Origin of the sequence: Micromonospora sp. CNB394, from assembly GCF_000374985.1 — a bacterium.
Classification (GTDB): Bacteria; Actinomycetota; Actinomycetes; order Mycobacteriales; family Micromonosporaceae; genus Micromonospora; species Micromonospora marina.
In genome coordinates this window covers 1-19,110 of record NZ_KB895839.1, presented here as the reverse complement: position 1 = coordinate 19,110, position 19,110 = coordinate 1, and the positions used below count along the sequence as shown (strand labels likewise).

The 19,110-nt window shown below is 74.8% G+C and carries 14 protein-coding genes and 1 pseudogene; 9 read left to right on the top strand and 6 right to left on the bottom strand.

Annotation, left to right across the window (positions count from 1 at the left end; all coding sequences use genetic code 11):
* Positions 1-16: 16 nt before the first annotated feature.
* On the top strand, positions 17-1,453 hold the full coding sequence (locus tag C569_RS0117310; protein ID WP_018787039.1) for an RNB domain-containing ribonuclease: 1,437 nt from the start codon (positions 17-19) through the stop codon (positions 1,451-1,453).
* Positions 1,454-1,519: 66 nt separating this feature from the next.
* Positions 1,520-2,218, top strand: a complete 699-nt coding sequence (gene npdG, locus C569_RS0117305; protein ID WP_018787038.1) for an NADPH-dependent F420 reductase — start codon at positions 1,520-1,522, stop codon at positions 2,216-2,218.
* 116 nt (positions 2,219-2,334) lie between these two features.
* Here npdG and panB read toward each other — a convergent pair whose 3' ends face one another.
* Together panB and C569_RS0117295 are read right to left on the bottom strand one after the other, a co-directional pair.
* Entirely contained in the window at positions 2,335-3,180 is an 846-nt protein-coding gene (gene panB, locus C569_RS0117300) for a 3-methyl-2-oxobutanoate hydroxymethyltransferase (RefSeq protein WP_018787037.1), read from the bottom strand.
* A gap of 119 nt (positions 3,181-3,299) precedes the next feature.
* Entirely contained in the window at positions 3,300-5,060 is a 1,761-nt protein-coding gene (locus tag C569_RS0117295; protein WP_018787036.1) for an NAD+ synthase, read from the bottom strand.
* A gap of 136 nt (positions 5,061-5,196) precedes the next feature.
* Between C569_RS0117295 and glnA the strand changes: the two genes are divergently transcribed.
* A complete protein-coding gene (gene glnA / locus C569_RS0117290; protein ID WP_018787035.1) occupies positions 5,197-6,546 on the top strand; it encodes a type I glutamate--ammonia ligase in 1,350 nt (449 codons plus the stop codon).
* Between the two features lie 80 nt (positions 6,547-6,626).
* A complete protein-coding gene (locus C569_RS0117285) occupies positions 6,627-7,052 on the top strand; it encodes a DUF350 domain-containing protein (RefSeq protein ID WP_018787034.1) in 426 nt (141 codons plus the stop codon).
* A 211-nt stretch (positions 7,053-7,263) separates the two neighbouring features.
* Here the strand turns inward: C569_RS0117285 and C569_RS0117280 are convergent, their stop codons facing one another.
* Positions 7,264-7,773 (bottom strand): hypothetical protein, encoded by a 510-nt coding sequence (locus C569_RS0117280; RefSeq protein ID WP_018787033.1) that lies wholly within the window; start codon positions 7,771-7,773, stop codon positions 7,264-7,266.
* Positions 7,774-7,954: 181 nt separating this feature from the next.
* Here C569_RS0117280 and C569_RS0117275 point away from each other — a divergent pair, with 181 nt between their 5' ends.
* Entirely contained in the window at positions 7,955-8,851 is an 897-nt protein-coding gene (locus C569_RS0117275; RefSeq protein WP_018787032.1) for a virginiamycin B lyase, read from the top strand.
* A 72-nt stretch (positions 8,852-8,923) separates the two neighbouring features.
* On the opposite strand, the gene C569_RS0117270 is transcribed toward C569_RS0117275, so the two are convergent.
* Positions 8,924-9,799: an LD-carboxypeptidase gene (locus C569_RS0117270; RefSeq protein ID WP_369753688.1), complete on the bottom strand. Its 876-nt coding sequence runs from the start codon at positions 9,797-9,799 to the stop codon at positions 8,924-8,926.
* A 112-nt stretch (positions 9,800-9,911) separates the two neighbouring features.
* On the opposite strand from C569_RS0117270, the gene C569_RS0117265 reads away from it, so the two are divergent.
* Positions 9,912-10,679: a type 1 glutamine amidotransferase gene (locus C569_RS0117265; protein ID WP_018787030.1), complete on the top strand. Its 768-nt coding sequence runs from the start codon at positions 9,912-9,914 to the stop codon at positions 10,677-10,679.
* Positions 10,680-10,681: 2 nt separating this feature from the next.
* The gene (locus C569_RS0117260; protein ID WP_018787029.1) at positions 10,682-13,705 is read left to right on the top strand and encodes a bifunctional [glutamine synthetase] adenylyltransferase/[glutamine synthetase]-adenylyl-L-tyrosine phosphorylase; all 3,024 of its coding nucleotides are present in this window, start codon (positions 10,682-10,684) and stop codon (positions 13,703-13,705) included.
* A gap of 144 nt (positions 13,706-13,849) precedes the next feature.
* Here the strand turns inward: C569_RS0117260 and C569_RS0117255 are convergent, their stop codons facing one another.
* The gene (locus tag C569_RS0117255) at positions 13,850-15,490 is read right to left on the bottom strand and encodes a hypothetical protein (protein ID WP_018787028.1); all 1,641 of its coding nucleotides are present in this window, start codon (positions 15,488-15,490) and stop codon (positions 13,850-13,852) included.
* A gap of 36 nt (positions 15,491-15,526) precedes the next feature.
* On the opposite strand from C569_RS0117255, the gene mptB (C569_RS0117250) reads away from it, so the two are divergent.
* Together mptB (C569_RS0117250) and mptB (C569_RS0117245) are read left to right on the top strand one after the other, a co-directional pair.
* Entirely contained in the window at positions 15,527-16,939 is a 1,413-nt protein-coding gene (gene mptB / locus C569_RS0117250; protein WP_018787027.1) for a polyprenol phosphomannose-dependent alpha 1,6 mannosyltransferase MptB, read from the top strand.
* An 11-nt stretch (positions 16,940-16,950) separates the two neighbouring features.
* Positions 16,951-18,438, top strand: coding sequence for a polyprenol phosphomannose-dependent alpha 1,6 mannosyltransferase MptB (mptB, locus tag C569_RS0117245; protein WP_026268278.1), 1,488 nt, complete (start codon positions 16,951-16,953; stop codon positions 18,436-18,438).
* A gap of 58 nt (positions 18,439-18,496) precedes the next feature.
* Here the strand turns inward: mptB (C569_RS0117245) and C569_RS0117240 are convergent.
* Positions 18,497-19,110, bottom strand: a pseudogene (locus tag C569_RS0117240) (type I glutamate--ammonia ligase); the annotation flags it as partial.

Below are 19,110 nucleotides of genomic sequence, written 5' to 3'. Positions count from 1 at the left end.
TGTCAGGATTGACCGCGTGGTGATCCGACGCGTACTGGCGCCCCGTATCGACTTCGGCGCGCTGCGCCGCGAGCTGGGACTGCCCGAGGGCTTCCCGGCCGCGGCGCAGCGCGAGGCCGACCTGGCCGCCGCCGCGCCGCCACCGGCCGTCGCCGACCGGACCGACATCCCGTTCGTCACCGTCGACCCGGCGACCTCGCGCGACCTCGACCAGGCCATGTACCTCACCCGCCGTCCCGGCGGCGGCTACCGCGTCCGGTACGCGATCGCGGACGTCCTGACCCACGTACGCCTCGGCGGTGACCTGGAGGCCGAGACGTGGCGCCGGGGGCAGACGGTCTACCTGCCCGACGGCAACGTGCCGCTACACCCACACACGCTCAGCGAGGGGGCGGCGAGCCTGCTGCCCGACGCCGACCGGGCCGCCGTGCTCTGGACCGTCGACCTGGACGCCGACGGCGGCACCGTCGCCGTCGCGCTGGAGCGGGCGCTGGTGCGCAGCCGGGCCAAGCTCGACTACGCCGGCGTGCAGCGCGACGCCGACGCCGGCCGGCTGCCCGAGCCGATCGCCCTGCTGCCCGAGATCGGGGCCCTGCTCACCGCGCGGGGACTGAGCCGGGGCGCGATCAGCCTGCCGCTGCCGGAGCAGGACGTCGAGTCCGACGGCGACGGGTGGCGGCTGGTGCTGCGCGGGCCCGTCCCGATGGAGGAGCACAACGCCCAGATCTCGCTGCTGACCGGGATGGCCGCGGCAGACATCATGCTGGCCGGCCGGATCGGGCTGCTGCGCACCATGCCCCGCCCACGCCCGGAGGCGGTCGAACGGCTGCGGCTCGCCGCCGGCCCGCTCGGCGTGCCCTGGCCGGACGGCACGCCGGTAGGTCAGGTGCTCGACGGGCTGGACACCTCCCAGCCCCGGGTGGCCGCCTTCGTCGACCAGGCCGCCGAGCTGATGCGCGGCGCCGCGTACACCGCGTTCGACGGGGAACTGCCCGAGCAGCCCGAGCACGGCGGGGTGGCCGCCGCGTACGCGCACGTGACGGCGCCGCTGCGCCGGCTGGCCGACCGCTACGCCACCGAGGTCTGCCTGGCGCTGCACGAGGGCCGCGACGTGCCCGAGCAGGTCCGGGCCGCGCTGCCGAAGCTGCCCGAGGCGATGGCCGCGACCGACCGGATCGCCGGCGCGGCCACCCGGGGCGCGGTGGAGCTGGCCGAGGCGGTGCTGCTCGCGCACCGGGTGGGGGAGACGTTCGAGGCGGCGGTGCTCGACGTGGACGAACCGCGTCCGGCGGGCAACGGCCGTCAGGGCCGCCCGCCCGGCGGCACGATCGCGCTCGACGAGCCGCCGGTGCGCGCCCGCTGCACCGGCGAGCTGCCGCTGGGCGAACGCGTCCGGGTGCGGCTCACCGTCGCCGACCCGGCCCAGCGCCGGGTCGCTTTCGAACGGGCGTGACCGGCGCGGCGATTGTCACAGCATCGGGACGCACCGCTCGCCGCCCCGCTTTGCGAGGATGAGCCCATGGCTTACGACGCGACCACGCTGCCCGACGTCTCCGGGCTGACCGTCGGCATCATCGGTGGCACCGGCGACCAGGGACGGGGTCTCGCCTACCGGTTCGCCCGAGCCGGGCAGACCGTGCTGATCGGCTCCCGTACCGCCGAGCGGGCCACCCAGGCCGCCGCCGAGATCGCCGCCCTGCCCGGGGTGCCCGACGGCGCTCTGGTCTCCGGCGGCGACAACGAGGACGTCGCCCGGCGCAGCGACGTGGTGATCGTCGCGGTGCCGTGGGAGGGGCACGCGGCCACCGTCGCCGCGCTCGCCGGACCGCTGACCGGCAAGATCGTGGTGGACTGCGTCAACCCGCTCGGCTTCGACAAGCAGGGCCCGTACGCGCTCACCGTCGCCGAGGGCAGCGCCGTGCAGCAGGCCGCCGCGCTGCTGCCCGAGTCGCGGGTCTGCGCCGCGTTCAACCACGTCAGCGCGCCGCTGCTGGCCGACCCGGAGATCGACCGGATCGACCTGGACGTGCTGATCTGCACCGAGGACCGGGAACTCGTGGGCGTGGTCGCCGCGCTGGCCGCGCGGATCCCCGGCATGCGGGGCATCTACGCCGGGCGGCTGCGCAACGCCCACCAGATCGAGGCGTTCACCGCCAACCTGATCGCGATCAACAAGCGCTACAAGGCGCACGCTGGCATCCGGGTCACCGACCTCTGACGCGCTGCCGCCGTGCCCCCCCGCCCGCGCCGTGGGCGGGGGCACGGCGGCAGCGCGTGTTAAGAAGGGGCCCCTCCTCTACGCGAGGCGTTAAGAAGGGGCCCTTCCTTGCACCCTCAGAAGGTGTGCTCGGCCGCGGGGAACTCGCCGTCACGCACCTCGTCGGCGAACCGGCGGGTGGCGTCGGTGAGCGCACCGGCCAGGTCGGCGTAGCGCTTGACGAAACGCGGCGCCCGGCCGGTCCGCAGCCCGGCCATGTCCTGCCAGACCAGCACCTGCCCGTCGGTGTCCGGGCCGGCCCCGATCCCGACGGTGGGGATGGGCAGCTCGGCGGTGACCCGCTTCGCCACCTCGCCGGGCACCATCTCCAGCACCACCGCGAACGCGCCCGCCTCGGCCACCGCCCGCGCGTCGGCGAGCACCTCCTCGGCGGCGTCGCCCCGGCCCTGCACCCGGTAGCCACCGAGGGTGTGCTCGCTCTGCGGGGTGAAGCCGACGTGCGCCATCACCGGGATGCCGGCGCCGGTGATCGCCTCGATCTGGGCGGCGCAGCGCCGCCCGCCCTCCAGCTTCACCGCGTGGCAGCCGCCCTCCTTCATGAACCGCACCGCGGTGCGCAGCGCCTGCGCCGGCCCCTCCTCGTACGAGCCGAACGGCAGGTCACCGACGACCAGTGAGTGCTTCGTGGCCCGTACCACGGCACGGACCAGCGGCAGCAACTCCTCGGCGGTCACCGGCAGCGTGGTCTCGTAGCCGAAGACGTTGTTCGCCGCCGAGTCGCCGACCAGCAGCACCGGGATCCCCGCCTGGTCGAAGATCGAGGCCGTGTACTGGTCGTACGAGGTCAGCATCGCCCACCGCTCGCCGCGCTCCTTGGCGGCGATCAGGTCGCGGGCGCGTACCCGCCGGGTGGCCGGCCCGCCGTAGAGGGCGGTCACCTCGGCCGGGGTGGACTCCACCATGACAATCTCCTTCCTCGAGGCCGCGCACGCGGTCCCCGGGTTCCCCGCGATCGTCGCACCGGGCGGCGGGCCGCGGGCAGGTCGGAGTGGAGGATTTCACTCCCCGGCCGGGGAAGCGGTCAGCCGTCCTCGCGCCACCGGTTGGTGATCGGCAGCCGCCGGTCCCGCCCGAACGCCTTCATGGAGATCTTGGTGCCGGGCGCCGACTGCCGTCGCTTGTACTCGGCGGTATCCACCATCCGCAGCACCTTGTCCACCACGGCCGGGTCGTGGCCGGACTCGACCAGGCCGTCGCGGCCCAGGTCGCCGTCGACGTAGCCGATCAGGATCGGGTCGAGCACGTCGTAGTCGGGCAGCGTGTCGCTGTCGAGCTGGCCGGGGCTCAGCTCGGCCGACGGCGGCTTGCCGATCGAGTTCTCCGGGATGGGCGGCGTCTGCCCGCGCCGTACCGCGTCGGCGTTGCGCCACTTCGCCAGCCGCCACACGAGCGTCTTCCAGACGTCCTTGACCGGGTTGTAGCCGCCCACCGAGTCGCCGTAGAGCGTCGAGTAACCCACCGCCAGCTCGCTCTTGTTGCCGGTGGTGAGCACCAGGTGGCCCTCCTGGTTCGACAGCGCCATGAGGATCACGCCGCGTACCCGGGCCTGGAGGTTCTCCACCGCCACCCCGGACAGCGACATGTTCGCCAGGAACGTGTCCACCATCGGCTGGATCGGCTCGACCCGGTAGTCCAGGCCGGTGCGCTTCGCCAGGTCCTCGGCGTCGGTGCGGGAGTGTTCGGAGGAGTGCTGGCTGGGCATCGAGACGCCGACCACGCGGTCCGGGCCGACCGCGTCCACCGCGATCGCCGCCGCCACCGCGGAGTCGATGCCGCCGGACAGGCCGAGCACCACTGACGGGAACCGGTTCTTGTCGACGTAGTCGCGCAGGCCCAGCACCAGCGCGTGCCACACCTCGGGCTCGTCGGCGACCGGCTCGATGACGCCGCCGTCGGCAGCCGGGCCGGACGGCGCGGCCGGGATCGCCGGGAGATCGTGGCGGGCCACGCGCATCCCGTCGGCCGGTGCGCCGGTCCCGCCGGGCGCACCCGCAGCCGCCGGCAGCTCCAGGTCGTGCACGAGCAGGTGCTCGACGAACTGCGGCGCCCGGGTCAGCAGCGTGCCGTCCGCGGCGACGATCATCGAGTCACCGTCGTAGACCAGCTCGTCCTGGCCGCCGACCATGTTCACGTACGCGACGGCGGCCCCGGCCTCGGCGGCGCGCCGACGCACCAGCGGCAGCCGCACGTCGTCCTTGTTCAGCTCGTACGGCGAGCCGTTGATGCTCAGCACCAGCCCGACGCCGGCCTCCCGGGCCACCGCGAACGGGCCGCCGGCCTGCCACAGGTCCTCGCAGATGGTCAGCGCCACGTCGACCCCGCCCACGCGCACCACCGTCAGCGTGTCACCGGGGACGAAGTAGCGGTCCTCGTCGAAGACGCCGTAGTTGGGCAGGTGGTGCTTGAAGTAGGTGGCCACCACCTCGCCCCGGTGCAGCAGCGCCGCCGCGTTGCGGGCGCCCCGGCCCGGCTCGGCGTCCGAGCTGACCTGCGGGGGGCCGTCCGCGTCCAGGTAGCCGACCAGTACCGGCAGGTCACCGAGACCGTCGGCGGCCAGGTCGGCGGCGAGCCGGTGCAGCGCGGCACGGGACGCGGCCACGAACGAGCGGCGGAACACCAGGTCCTCGACCGGGTAACCGGTGAGCATCAGCTCGGGGAACAGGACGAGCTGGGCGCCGGCGTCGGCGGCCTGACGGGTCCACGTGCGGACCAGGCCGGCGTTGCCGGCGAGGTCGCCTACCGTCGGGTTGACCTGGCACAGGGCGAGACGAAGGGTGGGCATGGTTCCATCTTCCCCCAGCCGTCCGGGACGGCCGGCCGGGGAAGGCGTAACGTCGGCGTAACGAGCCCGGTGGAGACTGGGCGGTCAGGCCCGGCCGGCCCGACCGGTGCGGACGTACGTGTCACGAGGGGTGGAAGTGGACCGTCAGCAGGAGTTCGTCCTCCGCACGCTGGAAGAGCGGGACATCCGTTTCGTCCGGCTGTGGTTCACCGATGTGCTCGGCACGCTCAAGAGCGTCTCGGTGGCCCCGGCGGAGCTGGAGGCGGCCTTCGAGGAGGGCATCGGCTTCGACGGCTCCGCGATCGAGGGCTTCGCCCGGGTGTTCGAGTCGGACATGGTGGCCATGCCGGACCCGACCACGTTCCAGGTCTTCCCGTTCGAGGGCGGGGTCAGCGGCGAGAGCGCCCGGATGTTCTGCGACATCATGCTGCCCGACGGCAGCCCGTCCTGGGCCGACCCGCGGCACGTGCTGCGCCGGATGCTCTCCCGGGCGGCCGACAAGGGCTTCACCTTCTACACCCATCCGGAGATCGAGTTCTTCCTGCTGGAGAACGGTCCGCAGGACGGCTCGGTGCCCATTCCGGTGGACACCGGCGGCTACTTCGAGCACACCACGCACGCCGTCGCGCGGGACTTCCGCCGCCAGGCCGTGCTGGCGCTGGAGCGGATCGGCATCTCGGTGGAGTACAGCCACCACGAGGTCGCCCCCGGCCAGCAGGAGATCGACCTGCGCTACGCCGACGCGCTCACCACCGCCGACAACATCATGACGTTCCGGCACGTGGTGAAGGAGGTCGCGCTCTCCACCGGCGTGCAGGCCAGCTTCATGCCGAAGCCGTTCACCGACCAGCCGGGCAGCGGCATGCACACGCACCTGTCGCTGTTCGAGGGGGAGCGCAACGCGTTCCACGACGCCGGCGACCCGATGAAGCTCTCCAAGGTCGCGAAGTCGTTCATCGCCGGGCTGCTCACCCACGCCCGCGAGTACACCGCCGTCACCAACCAGTGGGTCAACTCGTACAAGCGGCTGTTCCCGCAGGCGCTGCCGGACCGGATCACCGAGAGCCCGGCGTACGTCTGCTGGGGTCACCTGAACCGGTCGGCGCTGGTGCGGGTGCCCGCGTACGGCAAGCCGAACTCGGCCCGGGTCGAGGTCCGCTCGCTGGACTCGGCGACCAACCCCTACCTCGCGTTCGCGGTGATGCTCGGTGCCGGCCTCAAGGGCATCGAGGAGGGCTACGAGCTGCCGCCGGGCGCCGAGGACGACGTCTGGTCGCTGAGCAGCGCCGAGCGCCGCGCCATGGGCTACGAGGCGCTGCCGGAGAACCTGGCCGAGGCGATCGACGTGATGGCCGGGTCCGAGCTGGTCGCCGAGGTGCTCGGCGAGCACGTCTTCGACTTCTTCCTGCGCAACAAGCGCTCCGAGTGGGAGCAGTACCGCCGCGAGGTCACCCCGTACGAGCGGCAGCGTTACCTCTCGCTCTAGATCACGCTGGCGCGGTGCCGCTATCGTCTGCGGCACCGCCCCGGCACCACCGCCGGGCGGGGTGAGCCGGGGAGGCGTTGGTGCTGGGAGATCTGCTCGACGGGGCGTGGCAGAGCATCGTGTTCGGGATCGTCGGGGTGGCGCTGATGGCCGCCGGCTTCCTGCTCGTCGACCTGCTCACCCCGGGCAAGTTGCGGGAGCTGATCTGGGTGCGCCGCAACGGCAACGCCGCGTTGCTGCTCGCCGCCAACCAGGTCGGCATCGCCGGCATCGTCTTCACGGCCATCCTGACCAGCTACAGCTCGTTCACCAAGGGGCTCGCGTCCACTGTGGTGTTCGGGCTGGTCGGTCTGCTGGTGATGGCGCTGGCGTTCCTCGTGCTGGACCTGCTCACCCCGGGCAAGCTGGGTGACGTCATCGCCGCCGAGGAGCCGCATCCGGCCGCCAGGGTCAGCGCCGCCACCCACTTCGGCGCCGCGCTGATCGTCTGCGCCTGCATCGCCTGAAGCGGTCCCGTCCTCCCGGGCAACCTGCTCGGTGTCTTCGCCCCGCGGGCCGAGGGCTGAGCGCGCTTCGGGTGCGCGTCGCCGGACCGGGGCGACAGCACCCGTAGCGGCGTGGTGGCGGTGCCCGGTCGGGCACCGCCACCACGGGTGGCCCCGCTCGGCTCCGGCCAGGAGGAGGGAACGGCCGGTGCGGGGCGGCGGGGCCACCACGTCACTTGCCGCCCTGGCCCTCCTGCCCGGCCTCGGCGCCCTGGCCGGGCTTGTCGCCACCCCGGCCGTGGTGGCCGCCCTTGCCCGGGCCCGGGAACACGCCCGCCTCGGCGGCTTCGAGCACCGCGTCGGCCTGCTCCTGGGTGAGCTCGCCGTCGGTGACGGCCTGGTCCAGCCGCTCCTTCAGCGCTGCCTGCCGGTCCTCGGTCGACGGCCGTTCCGGGCGTTCCGGGCGGTCGCCCTGGCGCTGCTCGCGCAGCTTCTCCAGCGCCGCGGTGACCTTGTCGGTCGAGACGCCCAGCTCCTCGGCGAGCGCCTCGGCGAACTCGGCCTGCCGGTCGGCGTGCTTCTGGCGGCGGTCGTCACCCTGGTCGGTGGTGCTGGCGCTCGAGGACGGGTTCGGGCTCTTGTCGTCGGCGAGCGCCACCGTCGGGGCGGCGATCCCGACGCCGAGCATGCCGGCAGCGGCCAGGCCGGCCAGCAGGTGCTTCTTCGACATCGTGCGGATCATGCGATTCTCCTGTTCGGTGGTGGTGCGATGACGTCACCGACAGTGGTCGCCGGAACTGAGGGCCACCCGTGGCGGACCTGTCAGCGAGCTGGCAATTCCGTCCGGAAGGCCCCTTTTATTCGCGTTGCCGGGGTGCCGAAGTGCCCGCGAGGCTGGGCGAAACCCGACGAAGGGCCACTTGATGACGAAGCCCGCCATCCGCGAGATCCCGCTCACCGGGCCGGGCTCCGGCCCGTACTCGATCACGGTCGGGCCCGACGGCGCGCTCTGGCTGGCGCTGGCCGGCTCCGGCGGCGTCGCCCGGCTCGGTCTCGACGGTGAGGTACGGACCTACCGCGGCGACCCGCCCGGCAGCCGCCCGCTGATCATCGTCGCCGGCCCCGACGGCGCGCTCTGGTACACCCGCTCGGGCGACGACCGGCTCGGCCGGATCACCGTCGGCGGCGAGACCGGCTCGGTGGCGCTGCCGCCCGGCTGCGGCCCCTGCGGGCTGGCGGTGGGCGCGGACGGCGCGCTCTGGTACGCCGGCATGAGCGACGACACGGTCGGCCGGGTGAGCGTCGACGGGGAGGTCACGTCGTTCCCGCTGCCGGTGGCCGAGGGCTTCCCGTCGATGCTGGCGGCCGGCCCGGGCGACGCGCTCTGGCTCACGCTCAACCAGGGCAACGCGATCGCCCGGGTCGACCTGAACGGGAAGGTGTCGGTGCATCCGCTGCCCACCGGGGCGGCCGGGCCGGTCGGCATCACCCGCGGTGGCGACGGCGCGCTCTGGTTCGTCGAGATCCTCGCCGGGCAGATCGGCCGGATCACCCCGGAGGGGCGGATCGACGAGTTCCCGTTGCCGGACCGGGCGGCGCGCCCGCACGCGATCGTCGCCGACCCGGCCGGTGGCTGCTGGTTCACCGAGTGGGGCGCCAACCGCATCGGCCACGTCGACCCCGACGGCCACGTCACCGCCCACCCCCTGCCCACCCCCGCGTCCGAGCCGCACGGTCTCACGGTCACCCCCGACGGTGCGGTCTGGGCCGCCCTGGAGATCGGCGCCGTGGCCCACCTCGCCCCGCCCTCGCAGGGTTGATCAAGAGGTTGGCGGCAGTCCAGAGATCCACGACTGCCGCCAACCTCATGACCGCCGGGCCTCGGCCTCGGGTCAGCGGACGGCGGCGGTCACCGTCAGGGTGCCTGCGGTGGCGTCCAGGGTGGCGGGGGTACCCACCGGGACGGTGAGCTGGCCGGGGCCGTGGCCGACGGGCAGGCCGCCGAGGACCGGTACGCCGAGGTCGCCCAGGCGGTCGGTGAGCACGTCCACGACAGTGGTGTCCCAGCCGTCCGCGCACTCGGTGAACTGGCCGACCGCCACTCCGGCGATCCCGTCCAGCGCGCCGCAGCGGCGCAGGTGGGTGAGCATCCGGTCGATCTTGTACGGCGGCTCCTGCACCTCCTCGACCAGCAGGACCGCCCCGGTCAGGTCGGGCATGTCAGGCGTGCCGACGGACGCGGTGATCAGGCACAGGTTGCCGCCGAGCAGCCGGCCCCCGGCCCGGCCGGGCACCCGCACCGGGTACGTCTCCTCCGCCTCGACCGCCGCCACCGTCACCGGCTCGGTGCTGGTCAGCGCCGCGTGCAGCGACTCGGCCGAGCGGATCGGCGTGCGCTCGTCCCGCCACGCGGCGCCCGGCCCGTGCACCCCGGCCAGCCGGGCACCCCGCCAGAGCGCGAACTGCACCGCGGTGATGTCGGAGAACCCGGCCACCACCTTCGGATCCCGGCGTACCGCCGCCATGTCGATCAGGTCGACCACCCGCTGCGCGCCGTAGCCGCCCCGGGTGCAGACCACCCCGCGGATCTCCGGGTCGGCGAACGCCGCGTTCAGGTCCGCGGCCCGCAGCGCGTCGTCGCCGGCCAGGTAACCCCGGCGGGCGTACGCGTTGGGCGCGGGCACCGGCCGCAACCCCCAGCCGGTGAGCAGCTCGACGCCGCGGGCCACCCGTTCGGGACGGGTCGGCCCGGACGGGGACACCAGCATCACCGCGTCGCCGGGACGCAGGGCCGGTGGGCGCAGGCAGTCGTCAGGCACGATCGGAGCCTAGGGCCTGCCGGAACCGGCCCGGTCGGGCGCACCGGTTAGCCTCGACGTCGTGGCGACCGCTCTGGTGATCGAGAACGACCCGACCGACGACCTCCGCCGACTGGGGGAGTGGCTCACCGAAGGGGGCCTGGAGCTGCGCGTGCTGCGTCCGCACGCCGGTGACCCGCTCCCCGCCGACCTGGAGGGGTACGCCGCGCTCGTCGTGCTCGGCGGCGACCAGCAGGCGTACCCGGGGCCGGACGGCGGCCCCGGCGCGCCCTGGTTCCCGGCACTGGAAGGGCTGCTGCGCAAGGCGGTCCGGCAGCGGGTGCCCACGCTCGCCGTCTGCCTCGGCGCGCAACTGCTCGCCACCGCGCACGCCGGCCGGGTCGAGCGCAGCCCGTCCGGCCCGGAGGTCGGCCCGGCGCTGGTGGGCCGGCGCGACGCCGCCGAGGACGACCCGCTGTTCCGGTACGTGCCGCTGATGCCCGACGTGCTCCAGTGGCACGCCGACGAGATCACCGAGCTGCCGCACGGCGCGACGCTGCTGGCCGCGTCCACCCGCTACCCGCACCAGGCGTTCCGCCTCGGCGACCGGGCCTGGGGGTTGCAGTTCCACATCGAGTGCGACACCGCGATGATCGCCGAGTGGTCCCGCGACTCGGCGGTGCTGGCCGAGCTGGGCTACGACCCGGAGCTGGTGGTGGCCGCCTGCGACCGGGTGATGGCCGACGTCGAGGAGGCGTGGCAGCCGTTCGCGATCCGGTTCGCCGCGCTCGCGCTCGGCGAACTAGGCGACGACAACCCGCGCCGCAGCCTGCCGCTGCTCGGGGCCTGACGGTGGCCCGGCCGGCCCGCGGGCGCCTGGCCCGCTACGGATTCGCCGAGGGCGACGGCGCCGTCCGCGCCGTGGACCTGCTCGGCCCGGACGGGCTCGCCCTGTGGCGGCCCGACACCCAGGAGCCCGCCGACGACAGCGCCGCCGAGATGCTCGCCTCGCTGTCCCGCGCCGCCGATCCGGACCTGGCCCTGCGTCAGCTGCACCGGCTGGTCGAGTCCGAGCGGCGCTCCGGCGACGAGACGGCCGTACGCGACGCCCTGGCCGCCGACCCCGGCCTGCGCCGCCGGCTGATCGCGGTGCTCGGCGCCTCCTCAGCGCTCGGCGACCACCTGGTGGCCAACCCCGGCCAGTGGGCGGTGCTGGCGACCGAGCCGGACGGGCTCGCCCCCACCGCGGACGGGCGGCTCGACCTGAGCGTCGCGGCCCGGCTGACCACCATGACCGGCGCGGTCCCGCTGCTGCGGCAGGCGTACCGGCTCGCGCTGCTGCGAATCGCGGCGGCCGACCTGACCGGCGGGCGCGGCCTGGAGCAGACCATGGCGGCGCTGTCCGGGCTGGCCGACGCCACGCTGGCCGCCGCGTACGACATCGCCGCCGACGAGCTGCCCGACGGCACGCCACGCCCCCGGCTGGCAGTGGTGGCGATGGGCAAGTGCGGTGGCGACGAGCTGAACTACGTCTCCGACGTCGATGTCATCTTCGTCTCCGCGACTGACGACGACCTGCCCGCCGCCACCCAGGTCGCCACCCGGCTGATCCAGATCTGCGGGCTGGTGGCCTGGCCGGTCGACGCCGCGCTGCGTCCGGAGGGCAACCGGGGCCCGCTGGTCCGCACGCTCGCCAGCCACCTCGCCTACTACAAGCGCTGGGCCCGCACCTGGGAGTTCCAGGCGCTGCTCAAGGCCCGCCCGGCGGCGGGCGACCTGGAGCTGGCCAAGGAGTGGATCGACGCGCTGGCCCCGCTCGTCTGGACCGCCGCCGAACGCCCCGAGGCGGTCGAGGACGTCCGGTCGATGCGCCGCAAGATCCTCGACAATGTGCCGCCGAAGGAGCTGGAACGCGAGATCAAGCGCGGTCCGGGCGGGCTGCGCGACATCGAGTTCGCCGTCCAGCTGCTCCAGCTCGTGCACGGTCGGGGCGACGAGTCGCTGCGGGTGCCGGGCACCGTGCCGGCGCTGCGCGCGCTCGTCGCCGGTGGCTACGTGGGCCGCGCCGACGGGGAGGCGCTGCTGCGCGGCTACCGCTTCCTGCGCGCCGTCGAGCACCGGCTCCAGCTCCAGGCCCTGCGCCGGACCCACACCGTGCCGACCGAACCGGCCGCGCTGCGCTGGCTCGCCGCCGCGCTCGGCTACGCGGCCACGCCGGGCCGCAGCGCCGTCGAGGAGTTCCGCGCCGAGTGGGTCACCCACGCCGCCGAGGTACGCCGGCTGCACGCCAAACTGCTCTACCGGCCGCTGCTGGAAGCCGTGGCCCGGGTACCGGCCGAAGGGCTGCGCCTCACGCCCGAGGCGGCCCGCCACCGGCTGGAGGTGCTCGGCTTCGCCGACCCGGCCGGCGCGCTGCGGCACCTCCAGGCGCTCACCGGCGGGGTCAGCCGTACCGCCGCCATCCAGCGCACGCTGCTGCCGGTGCTGCTCGACGAGTTCGCCGACGCCCCCGAGCCGGACCGCGGGCTGCTCAACTACCGGCAGGTCTCCGACAAGCTCGGCAGCACCCCGTGGTACCTGCGCCTGCTGCGCGACTCCGGCCCGGTGGCGCGCCGGCTGGCCCGGGTGCTGTCGTCGTCCCGGTACGCGGCCGACATGCTGGCCCGCGAACCGGAGGCGCTGCGGCTGCTCGCCGAGGACAGCGAACTGACCCCGCGTCCACGGGCGACGCTCGTCGAGGGGTTCGCCGCCGCTGCCGCCCGCCACGACGACCCGGTCGAGGCGATCCGGGCGGTCCGCGCGCTGCGCCGCCGGGAACTGGTCCGGATCGCCGCCGCCGACGTGCTCAGCCGCGCCGGTTCGCTCGCCCCGCTCACCCCGCGCCCGGTCGGCGGCGGGGAACGCCGGCCCACAGTGGTGGACGTGACGGCGGTCGGCACCGCGCTGTCCCACGTCGCCGACGCCACACTGGCCGCCGCGCTGCGCGCCGCCCGTACCGTCCACCCCGGACCGCCCGGCCTGCGCTTCGCGGTGATCGGCATGGGCCGGCTCGGCGGGTACGAGTCGAACTACCTCTCCGACGCCGACGTGCTGTTCGTCTACGACCCGCCGCCCGGGGTGGAGGAGAGCGCCGCCAGCGCCGCGGCCCACGCCGTCGCCGAGGAACTGCGCCGGCTGCTGTCCGCGCCCGCTCCCGACCCGCCGCTGGGCGTCGACGCCGACCTGCGCCCCGAGGGCCGGCAGGGCCCGCTGGTCCGCAGCCTGGCCGCGTACGCCCAGTACTACGCGCGCTGGTCGCGGGTGTGGGAGGCGCAGGCGCTGCTGCGCGCCCGGTTCGTCTGCGGCGACGCCGACCTGGGCGCCGAGTTCGAAGCCATGATCGAGCCGGTGCGCTACCCGGCCGAGGGGCTGAGCCGCGAGCAGGTGGTCGAGATCCGCCGGATCAAGGCGCGGGTGGAGACCGAGCGGCTGCCCCGCGGCGCCGACCCGGCCACCCACACCAAGCTGGGCCGGGGCGGGCTGGCCGACGTCGAGTGGGCGGTGCAGTTGCTCCAGCTCCGGTACGCCGGTCAGGTGCCCGCCCTGCGCGGCACCCGTACGCTCGACGCCCTCGCCGCCGCCCGCGCCGCCGGCCTGCTCGACCCGTCCGACGCCGCCGAGCTGGCCGCCGGCTGGACGCTCGCCGCCGAGGTGCGCGACGCGCTGATGCTGGTACGCGGCCGGGCCGGGGACCAGTTGCCCCGGCACGGGGTGGAGCTGGCCGGGGTGGTGCGGCTGCTGGGGCGCGAGGACCAGGGCGAGTTCCTCGACGAGTACCTGCGCACCGGCCGCCACTCCCGCACGGTCGTCCAGCGAATCCTGGAGTCCCCCCTCTAGCCCCTGCGCCCGTCCGCCGCGTCCCACCCCGCCCCCGCACGCCGTCCCGCGCGGCGATCTTGCAGTTGCGGCCCCGCGCAGGCCGGATAGGCCCGATTTGCCGGGGCAGAAAGCGCAAGATCGCCGCGCTCAGGGGACGGTGGATCAGCTGGTGAGGGTGTAGGTGCCCGCCTGGGGGACCGTCACCGTGGTCCAGGTGCCGTTCGGGGTGACTGCGGCTCCGCCCGAGGCGGTGAGCCAGCGGGTGTGGCGCACCCGGATCGGGATCGGGCCGGCGGCGGGGGCGCGGAACGTGATCGAGGCACCGTCCTGGCGGATCAGCTCGCCCGGCGCGCCGACCAGCGGAGTCGGCTCGGTGACCGCGTACAGCTTCCAGTGCCGGTCGTACCAGACCTCGGTCAGGTACGGCTGGCCCGCCTCCACCAGCTTCGCCTCCGACGCACCCACCCAGGAGAACTCGGCGTCGGGCACCGCCACGTACTGCACCGCGTTGTCGGCCAACCAGTCCCGGTAGGTGACCGGGGTGAGCGGGACGCCGGTGCCGTCCGCGCCGGGCACCGTGGTGAAGAACAGCGGATTGCGGTCGATGTCGGCCTGCCGCAGCCAGCCCCGGGCCAGCGGCACCTCGCCCATGTGGGCCGCCTCCCAGTAGTTGCGGGTCGGCGGCACCTCCACCCGCCCGGTGAGCCCGCGCCGGGCCAACTCCGTGCGCAGCGGCGCGAAGTACGCCGGGTCGGCCGTCGGGTCGTCGGCACTGCGCAGGTCGGCGGTGACCACCGGCGGCTGCCACCAGCAGACCACCGCCAGGAGAGCGGCCAGCCCGGCCGCTCCGGCGACCCGGGAGCGCCGACCGGCAGGGCGCAGTCGATCGGCGAGTGGGGCGGGGAGCGTCGCGGCGGCGGCCAGCACCGGCAGCGCGAACATCACCACCAGCCGGGTGGCGTTCAGCCCGACCGGGGTGTGCAGCAGCGCCGACGCCAGCACCCCGGCCGCGGACAGCAGCGCGCCCGCCCGCACCGGCCGGTACGCCACGAGTGCCGCGACCAGAAGGCTCGTCACCACGGCGTGCACGGTGTCGGCCGTGCTGATGTTCATCCAGCCGCCCTCGCCGAACAGCAGCCCGGTCACGGCGAGCGGCGCGGCGGCCGGCACGGCGAGCAGCAGGCCGTCGGCGTACCGGCGGGTCAGCAGCAGCGCGACGCCGGCGAGCCCGACGAACAGCCCGGCCACCGGGCTGGCCGCGGAGGCGAGCAGCGCGGCGGCAGCGGCGGCGACGGTCGCCCAGACGCTCCGGTCACGACCGGAAGCGCCGGGCCCGACCGGCTCGGCGGCGGCACCGGCGGCGAGGCGGGTGCGGCGGGCAGGAACGGTGAGCGCCAGCAGTGCGGCCAGGCCGAACGCGACGCCGAGGGCGTACGTGACCCGGCCGGAGACCAGGTTGCCGGCGATCGTGACCACGCCGACCAGGCTGCCCAGCAGCGGCCGGGGCACCCGGGCCCGCACCAGCAGGGCGGCGAACGCGGTGGCGGAGGCGAGCAGGGCGAGCGCGCCGGTGACACGTACCCCGAGCAGCGCCATCAGCGGCGGCGAGACGAGGCTGTAACCCCACGGGTGCACGCCGCCGTACCAGCGCAGGTCCACCAGGGCGGCACCGTGCTCGGCGAAGAAGCCGGCGCGGGCCACCTGCGCGGACAGGTCCGAGCCGGTGGCCGGCAGCGTGAGGTGGAACGCGGCGAGCACGAGCGCCGACACGGCGGAGACCGCCACCACCCGACCGCCCCGCATGCCCACCTCCTGATCGCGAACCACCGTACTGGCAGCATGTCGGACGTGCCTCACCACCTCTCGCGCTGGATCGGCCTGGCGGGCTCCGTACTGCTCGCCGTGGCCGCGTTCCTCGGCGGCGCCCTGCCCGACGGAGAGTTGCGTCCCACCCCGGTCAGCATCTGGCAGGGCCCGGACGGGCCGCTGATCATCGGGTTGTGGCTGCTCGGCACCGGGCTGCTGGCGTGGGCCTGGTGGTCGCTGCGGAACCGGGTGCCGTCGGCCCGGTGGGTGCTGGTCACCGTCGCGCTCTGGCTGCTCCCGATGCTTGTCGCGCCGCCGCTGGGCAGCCGAGACGTGTACGCGTACGCCTGCCAGGGCGCCAGCTTCTCGGCCGGGATCAACCCCTACGAGCAGGGCGTGTCAGCGTTGCCCTGCCCCTGGCTGGACACCATCTCCTTCATCTGGCGGGACACCCCGGCGCCGTACGGGCCGCTGTTCGTGCTGCTCGCCGGTGCGGTGGTGGAGGCCACCGGGTCGCTGTTCGCCGCCGTCGCGCTGTTCCGGGTGCTCGCCGTGGCCGGGGTGGCGCTCACCGCGTGGGCCCTGCCGGTGCTGGCCCGCCGCTGCGGGGTGCCGCCGCGGCGGGCGCTCTGGCTGGCGCTGGCGAGCCCGCTGGTCCCCGTGCACCTGGTCTCCGGCGCGCACAACGACGCGTTGATGATCGGCCTGCTCGTTGCCGGGCTGGCGGTGGTGGCGGCCCGTCCGGGGCGGCCCGGACCGCTGCTCGCCGGTGGGGCGCTGCTCGGGCTGGCTGCCGCCGTCAAGGTCACCGCGCTGGTCGTGATGCCGTTCGCCGCGCTGGCCGCGATCGCCGGGGCGTACCGGATCAGGACGCTCGTGCGCGACGGCGGGTGGGTGGTCGGCGGCTCGCTCGCGGCGCTCGCCGCGGCGACCGTCGCGTCCGGCCTGGGGCTGGGGTTCATCAGCGGGCTGGAACAGGGCGGGTTGGTGGTGGCCTGGACCTCGCCGCCGACAGCGGTGGGGCAGACCGTCGGCTACCTGCTGGCGCCGTTCGGCGTGCATGTCGACGCGCTGCCGGTGACCCGGGCGATCGGCATGGTCGTGCTGATCGCCGTGCTGATCTGGCTGTGGTTCCGGTCGTTCCGCCGCGGTGAACCGTTCTGGCACGCCGGGCTGGCGCTGACCGCCACGATCGCGCTCTCCCCGCTGTTCCACCCCTGGTACTGGCTGTGGCCGCTGGCGGTGCTCGCCGCCACCGCGCACCGCACGCTCTGGTTCTCGATCGTCACCGTGGTGTCGTCATTTCTGGTGCTGGCCGACGGCACCGGTTTACCCAGGTACACCAAGATGCCCGGTGCGCCCCTGATGACCCTGTTCGTGATCGGGCTGGTGGTGTGGTTGGTACGGTCGGCTCGCCAGGGTCGGCAGCCGGTTCCCGCGGACTGAGGAGAGTGCCGGTGAGCGAGCCCGACGGACCCGTCCGGCCGGTCGCCGCCGGTCTCGCCCGCTACGCCGGCCTCGCCGGGGCGGTGCTGCTCACCGCCGCCGGATGGCTCGGCGGCGCGCTTCCCGGTACGCCGTCGCGCGGCACGCTCGCCGCGATCTGGGCGGCCCCGCACGGGCCGGTGGCGCTCGGCTGCTGGCTGGCCGGGACGCTCCTGCTGGTGGGCGCCTGGTGGTCGCTGCGGTGGGGCGCGCCGTCCGGACGGTGGGCGTACCTGACCGCCGGGCTCTGGTCGCTGCCGCTGCTCGCCGCGCCGCCGATCGGCAGCCGCGACGTCTACTCGTACGCCTGCCAGGGCTGGACGTGGACGCAGGGCCTCAGCCCGTACCGGGTGGGAGTCGCCGGGGCCGGCTGCCCGTGGACCGACTCGGTGCCGCCGATCTGGCGGGACACCCCGGCACCGTACGGGCCGTTCTTCGTGCTGCTGGCCGGGCTCGCCGTCCTTGCCGGTGGCGGCCTCATCGGGGCGATCGTGGCGCTGCGGCTGGCCGCGGTGGCCGGGGTGCTGCTGGTCGCGCTCTGCCTGCCCGGCCTGGCCCGCGCCGCCGGGGTGCCCACCCGCCGGGCCGCCTGGCTGGTGCTCGCCTGCCCACTGGTCGGGATCCACCTGGTGGCGGGCGCGCACAACGACGCGCTCGCGCTGGGGCTGCTCCTGCTCGGCCTGCTGGTGCTGGTCCGCCTGCCGGGCAGGCCGCGCGCGCTGCTGGTCGCCGGGGTGCTGCTGGGCCTGGCGGTGGCGGTGAAGGCGGTCGCGGTGGTGGCGCTGCCGTTCGCGGCGCTCGCCGCCGTGCTGGGCGGCTACACGTGGCGGGCGCTGCTGCGCGACGGCGGGCAACTGGCCGCGTCGGTGCTCGGCACGCTGCTGGTCGTGTCGCTCGCCACCGGCCTCGGGCTGGGCTGGGTGGACGGGCTCGGCCACAGCGGCGACTCGCAGCAGTGGACCTCCCCGCCGACCGCGATCGGGTTCGTCGTCGACTACGCCGGGGAGCTGGCCGGGCGGCGGCCGGCGGCGGTGCCGGTGATCCGGGCGGTCGCGCTGGTGCTGCTGACCGGAACGCTCGTCGCGCTCTGGTGGTGGGCGTGGACGACGCTACGGCGGCTCGACGACGCCCGGCAGCGGGTGGCCCGGCTGACGCGCGCCCGCCCCCGGGTGGCGCTGCTCGGCGCGGGCCTGGCGCTCGCCGCCACGGTGCTGCTCGCGCCGGTCTTCCACCCCTGGTACGCGATCTGGCCGCTGACGCTGCTCGCGGCCGCGGCGGTGCCGCTTGCCCGGCAGGTCTGGTTCGTGGCACCCAGCGCGGTGGCGTCGGCGCTCACCCTGCCGGACGGCTCCAACCTGGCCCGGTTCAGCAAGGCGCCGGGCGCGGTGCTGATGACGGCGCTGGTGGTGGTCGTCGCGGTGGCCGGCGTCCGGGCCGCGCTGCGCCGCCGTACTGCGTGAAACGGCCGGGCCGGCTCCGCCATCGCGGAGCCGGCCCGGCCGGTGCTGACGAGCGTGCTCAGCAGTCGAAGTACATCGCGAACTCGTGCGGGGTCGGGCGCAGGCGCACCGGGTCGACCTCGTTGGCCCGCTTCCAGTCGACCCAGGTGGAGATCAGGTCGGGCGTGAACACGCCGCCGTCGAGCAGGTAGTCGTGGTCGGCCTCCAGCGCGTTGAGCACCTCCGGCAGCGAACCCGGGACCTGCTTGACGTCGCCCCACTCCTCCGGCGGGAGGTCGTAGAGGTCCTTGTCGATCGGGGCCGGCGGCTCGATCTTGTTCTTGATGCCGTCGAGGCCGGCCATCATCATGGCCGAGAACGCCAGGTACGGGTTGCTGGACGGGTCCGGCACCCGGAACTCGACGCGCTTGGCCTTCGGGTTGCTGCCGGTGACCGGGATGCGGGTGCAGGCGGAGCGGTTGCGCTGGGAGTAGACCAGGTTGACCGGGGCCTCGAAGCCGGGCACCAGACGACGGTAGGAGTTGATGGTGGGGTTGGTGAAGGCGAGCAGCGACGGGGCGTGGTGCAGCAGGCCGCCGATGTACCAGCGGGCGGTGTCGGACAGGCCGGCGTAGCCGGTCTCGTCGTAGAACAGCGGTTCGCCGCCGCGCCAGAGGCTCTGGTGGGTGTGCA

Coding starts and splice junctions, on each gene's coding strand:
- npdG (WP_018787038.1), top strand. CDS start 1,520: ATGGCTTACGACGCGACCACGCTGCCCGACGTCTCCGGGCTGACCGTC.
- panB (WP_018787037.1), bottom strand. CDS start 3,180: ATGGTGGAGTCCACCCCGGCCGAGGTGACCGCCCTCTACGGCGGGCCG.
- C569_RS0117295 (WP_018787036.1), bottom strand. CDS start 5,060: ATGCCCACCCTTCGTCTCGCCCTGTGCCAGGTCAACCCGACGGTAGGC.
- C569_RS0117280 (WP_018787033.1), bottom strand. CDS start 7,773: ATGATCCGCACGATGTCGAAGAAGCACCTGCTGGCCGGCCTGGCCGCT.
- C569_RS0117275 (WP_018787032.1), top strand. CDS start 7,955: ATGACGAAGCCCGCCATCCGCGAGATCCCGCTCACCGGGCCGGGCTCC.
- C569_RS0117270 (WP_369753688.1), bottom strand. CDS start 9,799: ATGCTGGTGTCCCCGTCCGGGCCGACCCGTCCCGAACGGGTGGCCCGC.
- C569_RS0117255 (WP_018787028.1), bottom strand. CDS start 15,490: ATGCGGGGCGGTCGGGTGGTGGCGGTCTCCGCCGTGTCGGCGCTCGTG.
- mptB (WP_018787027.1), top strand. CDS start 15,527: ATGTCGGACGTGCCTCACCACCTCTCGCGCTGGATCGGCCTGGCGGGC.